19 protein-coding genes are annotated in these 15,197 nt (G+C 40.4%); 3 read left to right on the top strand and 16 right to left on the bottom strand.

Features of this window, described 5'->3' with window-relative positions; translation table 11 throughout:
• The first annotated feature begins 53 nt into the window (after positions 1-53).
• Entirely contained in the window at positions 54-635 is a 582-nt protein-coding gene (locus GM920_RS21465) for a Maf family nucleotide pyrophosphatase (protein ID WP_182961355.1), read from the top strand.
• On the opposite strand, the gene GM920_RS21460 is transcribed toward GM920_RS21465, so the two are convergent.
• The 8 genes from GM920_RS21460 to GM920_RS21425 form a co-directional block, all read right to left on the bottom strand.
• Positions 599-1,537, bottom strand: a complete 939-nt coding sequence (locus GM920_RS21460) for a Ppx/GppA phosphatase family protein (protein WP_182961353.1) — start codon at positions 1,535-1,537, stop codon at positions 599-601. The genes GM920_RS21465 and GM920_RS21460 overlap by 37 nt on opposite strands.
• A gap of 5 nt (positions 1,538-1,542) precedes the next feature.
• Entirely contained in the window at positions 1,543-2,880 is a 1,338-nt protein-coding gene (locus GM920_RS21455) for an ABC transporter permease (RefSeq protein ID WP_182961351.1), read from the bottom strand.
• Between the two features lie 4 nt (positions 2,881-2,884).
• The gene (locus tag GM920_RS21450; protein WP_182961349.1) at positions 2,885-3,790 is read right to left on the bottom strand and encodes an ABC transporter ATP-binding protein; all 906 of its coding nucleotides are present in this window, start codon (positions 3,788-3,790) and stop codon (positions 2,885-2,887) included.
• 137 nt (positions 3,791-3,927) lie between these two features.
• Entirely contained in the window at positions 3,928-5,103 is a 1,176-nt protein-coding gene (gene dnaJ, locus GM920_RS21445; RefSeq protein ID WP_182961347.1) for a molecular chaperone DnaJ, read from the bottom strand.
• A 6-nt stretch (positions 5,104-5,109) separates the two neighbouring features.
• Positions 5,110-5,694 carry a nucleotide exchange factor GrpE gene (locus GM920_RS21440; protein WP_182961345.1) on the bottom strand — a complete coding sequence of 195 codons (585 nt, stop codon included), beginning with the start codon at positions 5,692-5,694 and terminating at the stop codon, positions 5,110-5,112.
• Between the two features lie 126 nt (positions 5,695-5,820).
• Positions 5,821-6,504 carry a cell division ATP-binding protein FtsE gene (locus GM920_RS21435; RefSeq protein ID WP_182961343.1) on the bottom strand — a complete coding sequence of 228 codons (684 nt, stop codon included), beginning with the start codon at positions 6,502-6,504 and terminating at the stop codon, positions 5,821-5,823.
• A 2-nt stretch (positions 6,505-6,506) separates the two neighbouring features.
• Complete coding sequence (locus tag GM920_RS21430) at positions 6,507-6,710, bottom strand: fructose-6-phosphate aldolase (protein ID WP_182961341.1); 204 nt, start codon at positions 6,708-6,710, stop codon at positions 6,507-6,509.
• Positions 6,711-6,798: 88 nt separating this feature from the next.
• Positions 6,799-7,818, bottom strand: a complete 1,020-nt coding sequence (locus tag GM920_RS21425; RefSeq protein WP_182961339.1) for an acyl-CoA reductase — start codon at positions 7,816-7,818, stop codon at positions 6,799-6,801.
• Positions 7,819-7,893: 75 nt separating this feature from the next.
• Here GM920_RS21425 and GM920_RS21420 point away from each other — a divergent pair, with 75 nt between their 5' ends.
• The gene (locus tag GM920_RS21420; protein ID WP_182961605.1) at positions 7,894-8,244 is read left to right on the top strand and encodes a 4Fe-4S dicluster domain-containing protein; all 351 of its coding nucleotides are present in this window, start codon (positions 7,894-7,896) and stop codon (positions 8,242-8,244) included.
• A 55-nt stretch (positions 8,245-8,299) separates the two neighbouring features.
• Here the strand turns inward: GM920_RS21420 and GM920_RS21415 are convergent, their stop codons facing one another.
• On the bottom strand, positions 8,300-8,758 hold the full coding sequence (locus GM920_RS21415; protein WP_182961337.1) for a universal stress protein: 459 nt from the start codon (positions 8,756-8,758) through the stop codon (positions 8,300-8,302).
• Between the two features lie 208 nt (positions 8,759-8,966).
• Between GM920_RS21415 and GM920_RS21410 the strand changes: the two genes are divergently transcribed.
• A complete protein-coding gene (locus GM920_RS21410; protein WP_182961335.1) occupies positions 8,967-9,749 on the top strand; it encodes a C40 family peptidase in 783 nt (260 codons plus the stop codon).
• 36 nt (positions 9,750-9,785) lie between these two features.
• On the opposite strand, the gene GM920_RS21405 is transcribed toward GM920_RS21410, so the two are convergent.
• The 7 genes from GM920_RS21405 to hisB all read right to left on the bottom strand — a co-directional run bounded on the left by GM920_RS21405 (position 9,786) and on the right by hisB (position 15,122).
• Complete coding sequence (locus tag GM920_RS21405) at positions 9,786-10,262, bottom strand: OsmC family protein (protein ID WP_182961333.1); 477 nt, start codon at positions 10,260-10,262, stop codon at positions 9,786-9,788.
• Positions 10,263-10,349: 87 nt separating this feature from the next.
• Positions 10,350-11,246, bottom strand: coding sequence for a WD40 repeat domain-containing protein (locus tag GM920_RS21400; protein ID WP_182961331.1), 897 nt, complete (start codon positions 11,244-11,246; stop codon positions 10,350-10,352).
• 51 nt (positions 11,247-11,297) lie between these two features.
• Positions 11,298-11,888 carry a bifunctional phosphoribosyl-AMP cyclohydrolase/phosphoribosyl-ATP diphosphatase HisIE gene (hisIE, locus tag GM920_RS21395; RefSeq protein WP_182961329.1) on the bottom strand — a complete coding sequence of 197 codons (591 nt, stop codon included), beginning with the start codon at positions 11,886-11,888 and terminating at the stop codon, positions 11,298-11,300.
• Entirely contained in the window at positions 11,885-12,640 is a 756-nt protein-coding gene (gene hisF / locus GM920_RS21390) for an imidazole glycerol phosphate synthase subunit HisF (protein WP_182961327.1), read from the bottom strand. The genes hisIE and hisF overlap by 4 nt, the downstream gene beginning before the upstream one ends.
• A gap of 4 nt (positions 12,641-12,644) precedes the next feature.
• Complete coding sequence (gene hisA / locus GM920_RS21385; protein ID WP_182961325.1) at positions 12,645-13,394, bottom strand: 1-(5-phosphoribosyl)-5-[(5-phosphoribosylamino)methylideneamino]imidazole-4-carboxamide isomerase; 750 nt, start codon at positions 13,392-13,394, stop codon at positions 12,645-12,647.
• 1 nt (position 13,395) lies between these two features.
• Entirely contained in the window at positions 13,396-13,989 is a 594-nt protein-coding gene (gene hisH, locus GM920_RS21380; RefSeq protein ID WP_182961323.1) for an imidazole glycerol phosphate synthase subunit HisH, read from the bottom strand.
• Positions 13,989-15,122 carry a bifunctional histidinol-phosphatase/imidazoleglycerol-phosphate dehydratase HisB gene (gene hisB, locus GM920_RS21375; protein WP_182961321.1) on the bottom strand — a complete coding sequence of 378 codons (1,134 nt, stop codon included), beginning with the start codon at positions 15,120-15,122 and terminating at the stop codon, positions 13,989-13,991. The genes hisH and hisB overlap by 1 nt, the downstream gene beginning before the upstream one ends.
• Between the last annotated feature and the right edge of the window lie 75 nt (positions 15,123-15,197).

Here is a 15,197-nt window from a genome sequence, read left to right as displayed (position 1 = left end):
AATAATAAAGGCGGCCATTGGCCGCTTTTGTTATTTTTGCACAAATATTATTTATGTATCAGCAAAAACTTCCCATTATCCTAGCCTCAAAATCTCCACGCAGACAAGAGCTAATGAAAGCAATGAACCTTGATTTTAAGGTCGTATTGAAAGAGGTGGATGAGACTTATCCGGAAGACTTGCTTCCAGCAGAAATCGCGGTTTACATCGCAGAGAAAAAAGCGAAAGCATTTGATGAAGACAGCAAAGGAAGTATAATCATTACTGCGGATACCATCGTTGCGTATAATGGCGAAATTCTTGGGAAACCAGAAGATGCACACCATGCTACCGAAATGTTAACGAAATTGTCAGGTACCAATCATCAGGTATATACCGGGGTAAGTTTAACTTGTAATGGTGAAATACGCTCTTTCTACGATACGACAGAAGTATTTTTCAATACTTTGACACCAGTACAAATTGAATATTATATCAAAAACTATCAACCCATGGATAAAGCAGGATCTTATGGTATTCAAGATTGGATTGGTTTAATCGCTGTAGCGAAAATTATCGGTTCTTATACCAATGTGATGGGCTTGCCAACAGAAAGACTTTACAAGGCTTTAGCTGAAGGTAACTGGTCTGTCTGATCTTTTAAACTTGCCAAGACCCCCATTTTTAGGTCGTAGGTAGATAAACTCATTTGTTGAAGGTTGCCCAGCTCCAGGATATAATCTGTGAGCAGGGCTGCCATCACAATCATATCGACTCTTAATTTAATCAGACCTGGCATGTTTTCTCTTTCCGCATGACTGGAATTGATAAACCTTGCCGATAACTTTTGATAATCGTCCATTGGGATTGTATGGGATTTAATCGTCTTTAAATCCAGCTCCGGATAAATCATCCCCGTAAAAGTCTCAAATGCGCCCGCAGAACCAATCAAATGATTTGGCAGGTACTTATCTAATTTTTCCTTTAAGTCGGCTAATTCAGTAGTTAAATGCGCTGTAATCGCAGATTTATCCCTGGTATTGATGGGGTCCGAATGAAAGTAGGCTTGCATCAGCCTTGCTGCGCCGATATTGTAACTCTTCTTCCAGAAGACTTGCTTAGGATCACAAATGATAAATTCCGTGCTTCCACCTCCAATGTCCATGATTAAAGAACGATCCTTTACGAGTCCTGTGGCTTTTACAGCCTGGTAAATAAAAGCAGCTTCTTCTTCCCCACTGATCACGGTAATCTCAATTCCTGCAAATTTTTTTGCCGCTTTGACAAAGTCAGCACCATTGGCAGCGCTCCTGATCGCAGAGGTCGCTGTGGCTTTTACCAGGCTAACCCCATGTTCTTTAATGCGTAAGTTAAATTGTTGCAGAGCCAGGAGTCCTCTTTCAAAGGCCTCCTGGATGATGATGTTGTCATTAATTTTTCCTTCGCCAAGTCTGACAGGCAGATTGGTTTTATAGATAATATTAGGCTCAGTCCCATCAAGATCAGCGATGATCAAGTGAAAAGTATTGGTCCCTAAGTCTATAACTGCAACCCTCATTGTGATTAGTTTTTATAAGCAAACCATTTGATCATTTCTTTCAAACTGGTTTTCTTGCCATACATTAAAATTCCTACCTGGTAGATTCTGGAGGCCAGCCAAACGGTGCCCACAAAACCGACCACTAAAATAAGCATTGACAATGCCAATTGCCAATCTGGTACACCATAAGGTAAACGAACCACCATGGCGATAGGAGAGGTAAAAGGGATCATGGATAGCCAAAAAGCAACTGGTCCATAAGGATCGTTGGTTACCACGCTTAATGACAGTGCATAACCAACCAGTAAAGGCATCATGACGGGCATCATAAATTGCTGGGTTTCCGTTTCACTATCTACCGCGGACCCGATCGCTGCATATAGCGCACTATAGAATAAATATCCGCCAATAAAGAAAAATATAAATACAAGAATGATTTTAGTCAGTGGTAGACTGGCCAGGCTTTTCTGCATCGATAACACCGGACTGTCTACGGCGGAAGTCATAGGTGTGTTGATGGTGCTGCCGTCTTTTGCTTTTATATTCATGCTGCTAGTACGCTGCTTCAGCTCGTCTTTTCCTACCAAAGTTGTGACGGCAATTGTAGAAATGGAAGCAGTCAGTACGATCCATAAGATAAATTGTGTCAATCCTACAAGGGCAATACCGACGATTTTTCCCATCATCAATTGGAAGGGTTTCACGGAAGAGATCATGATCTCTATGATCCTGCTGGTTTTTTCTTCAATGACGCCACGCATCACCTGGATGCCATACAACATGATAAACATGAACATGAGGATACCGGCAACGGTACCGATAATGGTACTGGCACCTGCGCTGGAATCTTCCTCTTTGCCACTTTCTCCGATCTTTTTGTTGTCAATATCAACATTGGTTTTTAAGCCATCAAGGTCTGATTGTGCAATACCGGAAGCTTTCAACTTCTGGTTACGAATCATGTTTTCTACATCTCCGGAGATCCGTCCATTGAGGGATAGGCCAGCTTGTTTGGTACCCAAGAGTTGAATTCCCTTTGGTTCGCTCAGCTCAAAAGGAGGGAGGTATAAGATATAATCGTAGTCTGTCTTTTTAAAAGAAGCTTTCATGTCCTCCAAAGATTGGTTGACATACGTATAGCTGATGTTTTTAGTGGAGGCAAGTTGCTCAGTTAAGGTCTTGTTGTTATTTACAACCGCTACTTTACTATGCGTTCCTTTGACACCTTCAATTGAAAAGTAAATGATCAATCCGTAAAAAGAGGCGATGATAATTGGGGTTAGCAAAGTCATTACAATAAAGGACTTTTTCTTTACCCTTGATAAGTATTCTCTTTGTATAATGAGTAAGATTTTGTTCATGATGTTAGCTTTGTTGGGTTACTTTTTCAATGAAAATATCGTTCATGGTTGGGATGACTTCATCCAGTCTGTTAATGGAAACATAAGGAAGTAGTGCCGACAATACCTGGTTTGCATTTCGGTGTTCCCTGATTTTGATTTTAAGCCGGGTTTTATGGGCTGTAGTTGTGTTTTCCAGCACTTCAAAAATCTCCCTTGCATTTTCAAAGTTGTATTCCCCCTGATATTCCAACCAATAAGTATTGTTGCGGTATTGGGCTTTGATTTCTGCCATTGGTCCATCCAGTATCTTTTTAGATTTGTGGATCAGGGCGATATTGTCGCAAAGCTCCTCTACCGATTCCATCCTATGGGTGGAGAATATGAAAGTAGCACCTTCTTTATTGAGTTCTAATATTTCGTTTTTGATGACATCTGCATTCACCGGATCGAAGCCTGAAAAGGGTTCATCAAGGATGATGAGCTCTGGTTTGTGTAATACGGTAGCCACAAACTGCACTTTTTGCTGCATCCCTTTACTCAGATCCTCTACTTTTTTATTCCACCAATCGGCCATGTCGAGTTTTTCAAACCAATATCTGATTCTTTTGGTGGCCTCAGGAGTGCTTAATCCTTTAAGTCTGGCAAGATATAAAACCTGTTCGCCAATTTCCATTTTCTTATAAAGGCCTCGCTCCTCTGGCAAGTAGCCAATTTGAGAGATGTGTTTTACGTTGAGTCTTTCTCCGTTAAAAATCACCTCTCCGCTATCTGGTGCAGTAATTTGAGTGATGATTCGAATCAGGGAGGTCTTTCCTGCACCGTTTGGGCCCAAAAGGCCGAAGATCTTTCCTTTTTCTACGCGTAGACTGACGTCATCCAAAGCGCGATGAGCAGCATATTGCTTGACAATGTTATTTATAATCAGCATCTTTTAGTTTTAGTAGTTTAGTATACTAACTTATTAAAATGTTACTGATTATGTGGTAATAATTTCGAATGAAATAAAAATGAGACATAAAAAAAGCCACCCGAAGGTAGCTTTTTTAGCATGCCGACTAACCGGGGTTAGTCAAAGTATTCTTTCATTTTTTCAAAGAAACTCTTATCATTCTTTCCTGGCTGAGGTTTGAAGTTAGGAGATTCCCTAAGTTTCTCCAGCATACTTCTTTCTTCCGAGCTTAATGCTTTCGGTGTCCAGATGTTCACATGGATGATCTCATCACCACGGTGGTAAGAATTGATTTCCGGGATACCTTTGCCTTTCAAACGTAGAAGTTTGCCGCTTTGTGTACCTGGTTCTATTTTGATTTTTGCTTTACCATCAATGGTAGGAACTTCCGCACTGTAACCTAAAGCCGCATCAACGATAGAAACGTGTAAGTCGTAAACGACATTGTTTCCTTCGCGTTTTAGAGATTCATGAGGAATTTCTTCAATCAGGATGATTAAATCACCTGGAATTCCACCTTGAGGTGCTGCGTTACCTTTACCACTCATGCTCAATTGCATACCGTCGCTTACCCCAGCAGGGATATTGATGGTAATGGTTTCCTCACCACGGGTGATACCTTCACCATGGCAGGAAGTACATTTAGAGGTAATTTGTGAACCGCTACCATTACAGGTAGGGCAGGTAGAGGTTGTTTGCATTTGTCCCAATATGGTATTGGTTACTCTGCGTACTGCACCACTTCCACCACAAGTCTGACAAGTACTTACCGAATTACGGTCTTTAGCACCTGAACCATCACAGGTTTTACAGCTAACTTGTTTGTTAACTTTGATTTTCTTTTCTACACCGTTGGCGATTTCTTCCAAGGTAAGTTTTACTTTAATGCGCAGGTTGGTACCTTTCGCTACACGTCGGCCGCCACCACGAGATTGCTGACCACCGCCGCCAAAGAAGCTATCAAATGGGCTGCCGCCACCACCACCGAAGATGTCTCCAAATTGACTGAAGATATCTTCCATGTTCATGCCGCCACCGCCATAGCCGCCACCGCCGCCAGAAGCACCGCCAACACCCGCATGTCCATAATGGTCATAACGTTGTTTTTTCTCTGGATTACTTAAAATCTCATAAGCTTCAGCTGCTTCCTTAAACTTATCTTCTGCTGATTTATCATCCGGATTTTTATCCGGGTGAAACTTAATGGCTAACTTACGATAAGCCTTTTTAATCTCTTCAGCAGATGAACCCTTGGACACGCCAAGCACATCATAATAATCTCTCTTGCTCATAAAATATTAACTCCCTACAACGACTTTTGCAAAGCGTATTACCTTGTCGTTTAAAGTGTACCCTTTTTCTAATTCGTCCATCACTTTTCCTTTTAACTCTTCGTTTGGAGCAGGAATATTCGTTATTGCCTCATGATGGTCTGTATCAAATGGCGTATGTAATGTTTCCATTTCTTTCAGACCTTTTTGGGCTAATGTACTTTTTAATTTGTGGTGAACTAATGCCAGACCCTCAAGGATCGGGGCAACATCAGTAGCACCTTGCATCGCCTTATTGGCGCGGTCAAAATCGTCCAATACCGGAAGCATGGAGACAATTACGTCTTTACCTGCAGTTTGTAAAAGCTCTACGCGTTCTTTTTGAGTACGACGTTTATAGTTGTCGAACTCTGCAAATAAGCGCAGATATTTATCATTTAATGCAGCAACTTCTTGTTGTAGTTTCTCTTCAACAGAAAGCTCAGGTTGAGCTTCTTCTGGAGTAGAAGCGGCATCTGCACTTTCTTCGGCTTGCACGTTGGTTACCTGCTCATCAGCAGTATTTCCCATAATAGGATCTTCGATGTCGTTTTTTTTCTTCTTGCTAAACATGGTATAGTAGAATTTTTGGATTCAAACTCAAAAGGTTTGCCAATGAATGATATCAGCCATACTGTCAGTTTTCAAATGAAAAGACTGACTAGAATGGCTGAATAATAATAATTTGTCAGAATATGGTTACACAATTTGTGCATCTTCATGCACGATACCACCTTCACATTTTATGATTCTGGAAGGTAAAGTACGGATGATATGGTAGTCGTGGGTAGCCATTAATACCGCGGTTCCCCCTTGACTGATTTGTTTCAGTAGCATTACAATTTCTTCAGAAGTATCCGGATCCAGGTTTCCTGTAGGCTCATCGGCCAGGATAATTTCCGGGTTATTCAATAAAGCACGGGCAATCACCACACGCTGCTGCTCTCCACCGGAAAGCTCATGAGGCATTTTTCTAATCTTAGAGCGTAAGCCCACTTTTTCAAGCACATCTTTAATGCGTTCCTGGATTAATGCTGAATCTTTCCAGCCTGTTGCTTTCAATACGAACTCTAAATTTTTTTCTACCGTTCTATCGGTTAGCAGTTGGAAATCCTGAAACACAATGCCCAGTTTTCTACGTAAATAAGGTACATCTTTAATCGCCAGGTTTTTTAAATCAAATCCTGCAACCTGTCCTTCACCGTTTCCGATATGGAGGTCACCATAAATGATTTTTAGTAAACTACTTTTACCGGAGCCTGTCTGACCGATTAGAAAAACGAACTCTCCCTTATCCACATTCAGATTTACATTAGATAAGACCAGGTGTTTTTGCTGGAACACATCTACGTTCTTTAAATTTATAACTGCGTTTTCTGTCATGTTTAAATATCTAATTTAGCAATTTGTCCGAAAGGCAAATCGTTTACAAAATTCATTATAGCGGTCAATTTGTCGCCCAGACCTAGTTTTTCCAAGGATTTCTCCGGTCTATCTACCCTAAAGTACGCCAATAGCGTAAATTTCTCATCCCTCAACTGTACATAGTCTGGGATTTTGGCAATGCCTTTAACTTTGATTATATACATTTTGTTCAAAAATAGTATTTCAAAATGAGAAATGAAGCGGTTGCCCTAATTTTACCGCTTCCTATGTCGGGGTACAAGAATCAGACCTTTACAGGCTGTTCAGGAAATCGATGGTGTTTACATTGTCTGCATAATCCCATAATTTGGGTGCCTGACTTTGTCCTGGTGCCAATACCGTAGTGTTAAGCTTTAAATCAGCCTTAGAAACAATACATTGGATATTTTCTTCTTCCTGGGCCAGTCTTTCCTGTACTTCTTCCAGGTTTTTATAACGCTCATAAAACAGGACAGCCAATGGCGATACCATATTTACGTCTTCTTTCAGTAGTAGAAATCCATTGTCAAAATGTGTCGCTGCATTTACGAGGTAGATGGATTTGTTATAATCGTAGTTGTTGTTGTATTTGAAGTGATTGATGATGTTTTGGAAGGATTCTATAGGCTCATAGAAATTCTTAATGTCGTAATCTTCAGGGATGAAAAGTTTGGATACATTTCTGCAACCTAATCCGAAGTAATCGAATACATCATGACCTAACATTGCGATTTCTTCCTTGCTTTCTTTACCAGTTAGTACGGCAACACTATTTCTGTTTTTTCTAATGATATTAGGCACTTTGCCAAAATAATATTCGAAATATCTGGAGGTATTGTTGCTACCAGTAGCTATAACCGCATCAAAATCTTTTAGTCTTTCTACATAAACAATATGATCAGCCAATAAAGGTTCGATGTCTACCAATCTTTTCAGTAATGCTGGTAATAGCTTGTCGTCAGAGCTTGATAGTTTGATCAGGGCAATATTTCCTGTAGCCAATACCGAAATTACATCATGAAAACCGACCATCGGGATGTTTCCAGCCAGGATTAATCCTACCTTTTTCGGGCTTGCACTAACTTTAATGGATTTAAACCAGGTTTCAATATCCTGGTCATTGAGCATGTGATGTAAAGCTTTTAACGCTTTCTCTACCTCTTCAACCGTAAACCAGGCATTGCTATTTGGTGCTGATAAAATTAAATTTTTAAAGTCAGGATCAGGATTGGCAGTAAATTGACCGAGCTTTTTGAATGCAATTATGAGTTTTTCAGCAGTAAGGATTGCCATATTCCAATTATTTTAAAGTTTATGTGTTATATTTGCACTGCAAAGGTAACCTTAGCATTAGAATTAGACGAAGACATGGCTATTAAAATAACAGACGAATGTATTAACTGTGGAGCATGTGAGCCTGAATGCCCCAATAATGCGATTTATGACGCAGGCACAGCCTGGAGATTCTCTGATGGAACCAATTTAAATGGTATCATTGATTTTGGCGGGAAAGAAATAGACTCAGAAGCTTCTATGGAAGCTGGATCTGACGAAGTTTATTATATCGTTTCCGATAAATGTACAGAATGTAAAGGCTTTCATGATGAACCTCAATGTGCGGCAGTTTGCCCGGTAGATTGTTGTGTTGATGATGAAGATGTGCGTGAAACTGAAGAAGAGCTATTGGCTAAAAAGGCCTGGTTACATCAGGAAAACTAAGAACAGAATTATTGAAAAATATAAAGGACGCTGATTAGCGTCCTTTTTTTTGGAGTTATTCCTCTTTCTCTTCATATTTATTAGGCACAATCAGTACCGGACAGGCGGATTTTCTGGCTACGTGTTCTGCAACACTTCCCATTAAGAAATGGTAGAGGCCAGTACGGCCATAAGTACCGATTACAATCAGGTTGGAACCCCATTCGTCCGATTGTTGGATGATGCCATGTGCAGCATTGTCAATCACACTTAAATAAGTGGTTTTAATCCCCAAACTGTACTTTCCTTCTATTTCTTTCAATAGCATATTACTATTCTCTTCGCTGTTGTCGTACGTCTCCAAAAAAACAGGGGCAAGGGTCAGATCCGGGTTGATATTGGCCGGAATCGGCTCTATGATGTTGACCAGGGCTACTTCTGCATCAAATGTTTTTGCGATTTCATACCCTGTCTTGGCCGCCTTTTCGGAGCAGGTACTATTGTCGACAGCAATTAAAATCTTTTTAAGGTTCATGGTCTTACAAATTAAGGGTTATACTATTAAGACATCTTATTACTGTAAATTGTTTGCTTATTTAAAGCGATATAAAAATTTAACATTCCTAAAAAGGGCAATGATTTTATCTAATATATAGATTTTCAGGGGTATTATAGAAATCTATTCTGGATTGTAATAATGATAGAGTTATTGTTATTTTTATAGCAGCAGAGTCAGTAATAATATGGAACAAGAATATGGAATTTGCAGGGTGGCCATTGCCCCCCTAAGGACTGAACCTTCCGATAAAGCTGAGATTAGTTCTCAATTGCTTTTTGGTGATCATGTGGAGATTTTAGAAAAGAAAGAAAACTGGTGGTTGGTTTGCAATGCTGCAGACAGCTATGAGGGATGGATGGATTTCAAACAGCTGTCTATGATTTCTTTAGAACAATATGTGAACAACCACAGTTGTGACCATGTGGTTCCTGCCGAGCTTATGGGAACGGTGATTGATGAAGCGGGAACCAGATACTATCTTTCTCCAGGAAGTAACCTTCCGATGTTGGAAAATGGCTTTTGCACACTTGGGCAACAAAAATATGCGGTCATGTTTACCCCTTTAAAAACTACGGCTTTTCATACGGTGGAGGAATTGATTCAGCACGCACTTTTCTTTCTAAATGCTCCTTATTTATGGGGTGGAAGGAATTTGTTTGGGATAGATTGTTCGGGTTTCGTACAGATCGTGTTTAAATTGAACGGATTTCAATTACAAAGGGATGCCTGGCAGCAGGCAGAGCAAGGGGAGGTAGTAGACTTTTTACCGGCTGTAAAACCAGGTGATGTTGCTTTTTTTGACAATGCTGATGGACGGATTATACATGTAGGTATTATGTTGAGTACTGATCGCATCATCCATGCTTCGGGAAAGGTCAGAATTGATCCGATAGATGATCAGGGAATTTACAATGCGGAGTTGGGACGTTATAGTCACCAACTCAGAATCATTAAGCGCTTTATTTAAATATCCAGCCATTTAGACTGGCGTTAATTTATTTTGTTAATTCCCTTCAATCACACAGCTGGGTTGACACTTTACGGGAAAATTGCAGGAATTGGCAATGAAACACATTTTATGTGCTTGCTCATGTAAGGCATTTGCCTTATCCTGATCCACTGCTCTGGTAATCGTCACGATGGGATATAAAGTGACTTCTGAAAAGTGACCACTACCGTCAGCATTTTCGATCATCGTACCTACAGCATTGTCCTTGTAGTCCATCACAATAATATCATTTTGGGAACAAAGGTGAAGGTACCAAAGCATGTGACAAGAGGATAGGGAAGAAACGAGTAAATCCTCGGGATTGTGCTTGGTTTTATCGCCTAGAAAGGCGGAATCTGAAGAACCTGAAATTTCTGCTTTATGGTCAATAGAAATGACGTAGCTTCTGTCGTATGAGCGGTAATCCATCGTTCCTGAACCCTTATTCCCTGTCCAGGTGACTGCGGTCTTATATTGGTGTTCTTTTGCCATGATTGGTACTATTTTATACCAATTTAATCATTCTTAGTTTTCTTTCCTTAGTTTTTTGAAAGTAAATGGCAGTATTCTGATAACCTGTTAGTTAAATTTCCAAACCATGACTTGTCGGTCATCTCCTGTGGAAATCAGAAAGTCCCCATTGGTACTCCAGATCAGTTTATTGATGGAGTGGGAGTGTCCTGCTGTATTCTTTTCTAAACTTAGAATTTTGTAAAGTTTAAAATCTTTGCTGCCCCATATCTTAATGCTTTTATCTTGACTGCAGGTTGCAAAATAAGGTTCGGTAGGGTGAAATGCAATGGCATAGATGCTGAATAGGTGTGCAGCGATGCTATTGATCAATTCATAATCAGGTAAACTCCATACTTTTAATTGGGCATCTCGGCTCCCTGAAATCAGGTAATCTCCTCCAGGGGAGTATTGTAAGGAGGTGACCGGAAAAGTATGCGCATTAAGCGCTTTAATGAGGCTGTAATCCTCCGAATTATAGATTCGGATCAGACCATCTTTACCACCTAATGCCAATTCCTTTTCATCATTACTCAATGCAATTACCCTTACTGTTTGCGGAATCACTTGGAAATGATATAACAAGGAGAAGTCAGCTAAAGACCATACGGCAAGTATCCCATCTTCTCCGCTGCTTACCAGTTCATTTTTATAAGCGATGGTTTTAAGATCGAATACGCCCTTTTGATGGAAGTTTAAAGTCGCAATTACCTGCGCTTCATCCAGGTTAAAGACCAGGATCGATCCACTGCGTTGGGCAATAAATAATAGGTTGCCGAATCGGTGCAAAGCATATACAGAGCTTTGCACCGGCACAAGAACTTTTACAAAACCCATCGTTTCCAGTGACCATTCCACTACACCTTTGTCATTTCCGGCACTAAAAAAGGTGTCTTTTTTAGGGGAGTTCGCTAAGGAATAGATAGGGTTTTGGTGTCCGTTAAGGGTATGTAAGTGTTTCAGCATGATATTTTTGTAATGGTATTACTTGCTGTTTTTTACTGACAGCAATGGTTTCTATTTTCGGTGTCTTTTTTCCAGATTTTGAGCAATCTCAGTTAAGCTTTTTCCTTTTTCTTTCAGCAGTACTAAAAGGTGGAAAATCAGGTCTGAACTTTCATTTACAAAATCTTCATCTGTTTCGTTTAAAGCAGCAATTACAGTTTCTACACCTTCTTCACCTACTTTTTGTGCAATCTTATTCAGACCTTTCTGGCGAAGTTTGTTCACATATGATTCTTCTGAAGGGTTTTCATACCTATCTGAGATAATGCTTTCCAATTCAAAAAGGAAGTTTTGATTGTAGTCGGTTTTAAAGCAGCTTCTGCTTCCGGTGTGACAAGTTGGGCCTACCGGGCTCGCTTTAATTAATATGGTATCGCGATCGCAATCAATATGCGTCTCTTTTACGAAAAGGAAGTTTCCACTTTCTTCACCTTTAGTCCACAGTCGGTTTTTAGACCTGGAAAAGAAGGTTACTTTGCCTTCTTCCTGAGTTTTTGTCCAGGCTTCCTGGTTCATGTAACCCAGCATTAAAACTTCCAGCGTCTGGTCGTCCTGAATGATCACCGGAACCAATCCATCTGTTTTTTCAAAATCTATATTCATAACCTTACAGGTATATTGTGGTATTTTAATTTTTGTTTCAGGTCAGGAATGGGAATCTCACCAAAGTGAAATACCGAAGCCGCAAGGGCTGCATCAACGCCTGTTTTTTCAAAGACTTCTATGAAATGTTCCACAGTTCCCGCTCCTCCGGAGGCAATTACAGGAATATTGATCATTTGAGTAATCGTATTCAATAATCCACAATCAAATCCTTGTTTTGTCCCGTCATGATCCATCGAGGTTAACAAGATTTCTCCGGCACCTCTATTTTCTGCCTGACGAATCCAATCTTCCGTTTCCAGTTCGGTGATTAATCTACCCCCATTTAGGTGAACGCGGTTTTTACCTTCCACCAGTTTGGTATCTACGGCAACTACTACAAATTGAACGCCAAATGCGTTGGCCAGTTCTTCAATTAAAGCCGGGTTTTTGACCGCTGCAGAATTGATACTGATCTTATCTGCACCTGCATTTAACAGGGCTTCCGCATCTTGGATAGTGGTAATCCCGCCACCAATGGTAAAAGGAATGTTCAGCTGACGGGCAACTGATTTCACCATTTCTATCATCGTCTTTCGACGTTCATGAGTTGCGGTTATGTCTAGAAATACGAGTTCATCGGCACCTTGCTGCGCATATTGCCAGGCCAGTTCTACCGGATCTCCGGCATCCTTAAGGTCAACAAAGTTGACACCTTTTACCGTTCTGCCGTCTTTAACATCCAGGCATGGAATGATACGTTTACTTAGCATCGGCTTAAAGAGAAGTCATTTGCTTTAAATTCCACTCTTTGATCTCCTCAATAGTGATTCTGCTTTCATAAATGGCTTTACCTACGACTACAGAGCGGATGTCTAATTTTGCCAACTCTTCAATATCAGCCATAGAGCTCACACCACCAGAAGCGATCAGTTTAATGAAGGGTGAGTGTTCCAATAGTTTTTTATAAAGGTCTACTGCTGCTCCGCCAAGTTTTCCGTCTTTGTTGATGTCGGTACATAAGAATCTGAAAAAGCCCAATTGCAGACATTTATCTACGTAATCCATTAATTTAACAGGTGAGCTTTCCATCCATCCAGAATATTTAATCACCTCATCCAATACATCAATCGCAATGACGATTCTATTGGCGTAGTCATATTTCTTGCCTACTTCCTCACTTAATTCCGCAAGGAAATCTGGGTTGGTGATGGCTTGTGTACCTACGATAACGCGGTGAACTCCTGCATCCAATAAGTCAGTAACTTGTTGAATGGTACGGATACCTCCTCCGTATTGTACGCGCATATCAGTTTTACTAATGATTTCAAACAATGCTTTTTGGTTACTGAAATCTCCTTTGGCACCGTTTAAGTCAATAATATGTATGAACTCTGTACCGTTAGAACGGTAAGTTTCGATCATTTCGGCGATGGAAACATCATATTCAGTTTTCTGGTTATAGTCACCTTCTCTAAGGCGAACTACTTTTCCATCTAAAATATCAATAGCAGGTATTATGTACATTTTATGGTGTTAAGGTTGAGAAATTTTTTAATAAAAGTTCTCCGGCGGTACCGGATTTTTCCGGGTGGAACTGAACGCCGTAGAAATTGTCTTTTTGTATAGCTGCAGAAAATGGCGTGCCATAATTTGCAGTGGCAATATCAAAAATAGGGTTATATTCAATAAAGTACGAATGCACAAAGTAAAATTGCGTTTCATTTGCTACGCCATCAAATAATGGATTGTTTTTGTGCTCGATATTATTCCAGCCCATGTGTGGGATTTTAATACCCTGATTTTTATCAAACAGGCGGGTTTTTAAGGGGAAGATACCCATGAGTCTTGCATCTCCTTCTTCGGAATGATCGGTTAAAAGCTGCATGCCTACACAGATACCCAATACTGGTTTTTTTAGTGCTTTAATTGGTCCTACCAGTCCGGTTTGTTCCAATTTTTTCATGGCTGCACCAGCATGGCCCACACCTGGAATGATGATATGGGTATATTTATCCAGGTCTGCTTCCGTATTTACCATTCCATAGTTCAGGTGTTGTCTTTCTAACGCTGAGGTTAGCGAAAAGATATTGCCTGCGCCGTAGTTTACAATTCCAATCATTACAATACGCCTTTAGTACTCGGTAAGACTAACTTTTCAGCGTCGCGTTTAATGGCCATTTTGATGGCTTTTGCGAAAGCTTTAAAAATAGCTTCAATTTTATGGTGTTCATTTTCACCTTCAGCTTTGATATTCAGGTTACACTTTGCCGCATCACTAAATGATTTGAAGAAATGATAGAACATTTCCGTAGGCATGTCACCTACCTTTTCACGCTTAAATTCTGCGTCCCAAACAATCCAGCTTCTACCGCCAAAGTCGATCGCTGCTTGTGCTAAACAATCATCCATAGGTAAGCAGAAACCATAGCGCTCCAAACCTAATTTGTTGCCAATTGCTTTTGCAAATGCTTCGCCAAGTGCGATACCTGTATCTTCAATGGTATGGTGCTCATCGATATGAAGATCGCCATCAGTTTTAATTTTCAGGTCGATGCTGCCATGACGGGAAATCTGATCCAGCATGTGGTCAAAGAAGTTTAATCCTGTAGAGATCTCCGCTTTTCCCGTTCCATCCAGATCAATATCGATGCTGATTTTTGTTTCATTGGTGTTTCTTTCCTGGTGAATACTTCGGCTTCCTGCTTTCAGCATGGTATAGATGTCTTCCCAGTTCTGAGTTTTTAACGCGATATATTCGTTAAGGGCTTCTATTTTATCTAGTTTTTCATTGGCTCCCAATTGCAGGTTATTACATAACCAGATGGCTTTTGCACCCAGGTTTTTAGCCAAAATGATGTCATTGATGCGATCGCCGATTACAAAAGAGTTTTCCAGGTCGTAATCTGAGGTTAGAAAGTGTTGCAGCAAACCGATGTTAGGTTTTCGCGTCGGGGCATTCTCATGGGCAAAAGTTTTGTCGATGATCACCTCATTGAACACTACGCCTTCATTGGCGAAGGTATTCATGACAAAGTTATGTACCGGCCAGAAGTTGGCTTCCGGATGGGCCTCAGTTCCCAATCCATCCTGGTTGGTCACCATGACCAATTCATAATCCAGCTCTTTGGCTATTTTTGAAAGGTAATAAAGCGCACGTGGGTAGAACTCCAGTTTCTCAAAAGAGTCGATTTGCTCATCAGGTGGTTCATTAATGAGGGTTCCGTCTCTGTCAATAAATAATACTTTTTTCATTAGCATGTAATTGTTTTCAATGGTTCTGAAACTATGATCAGGATAATTATACTGGTTTTAAGTTTATGCCGATCA

This window comes from Pedobacter gandavensis (assembly GCF_014172405.1).
Taxonomy (GTDB): Bacteria; Bacteroidota; Bacteroidia; order Sphingobacteriales; family Sphingobacteriaceae; genus Pedobacter; species Pedobacter gandavensis.
This window is presented reverse-complemented; position numbering and strand designations above follow the sequence as displayed.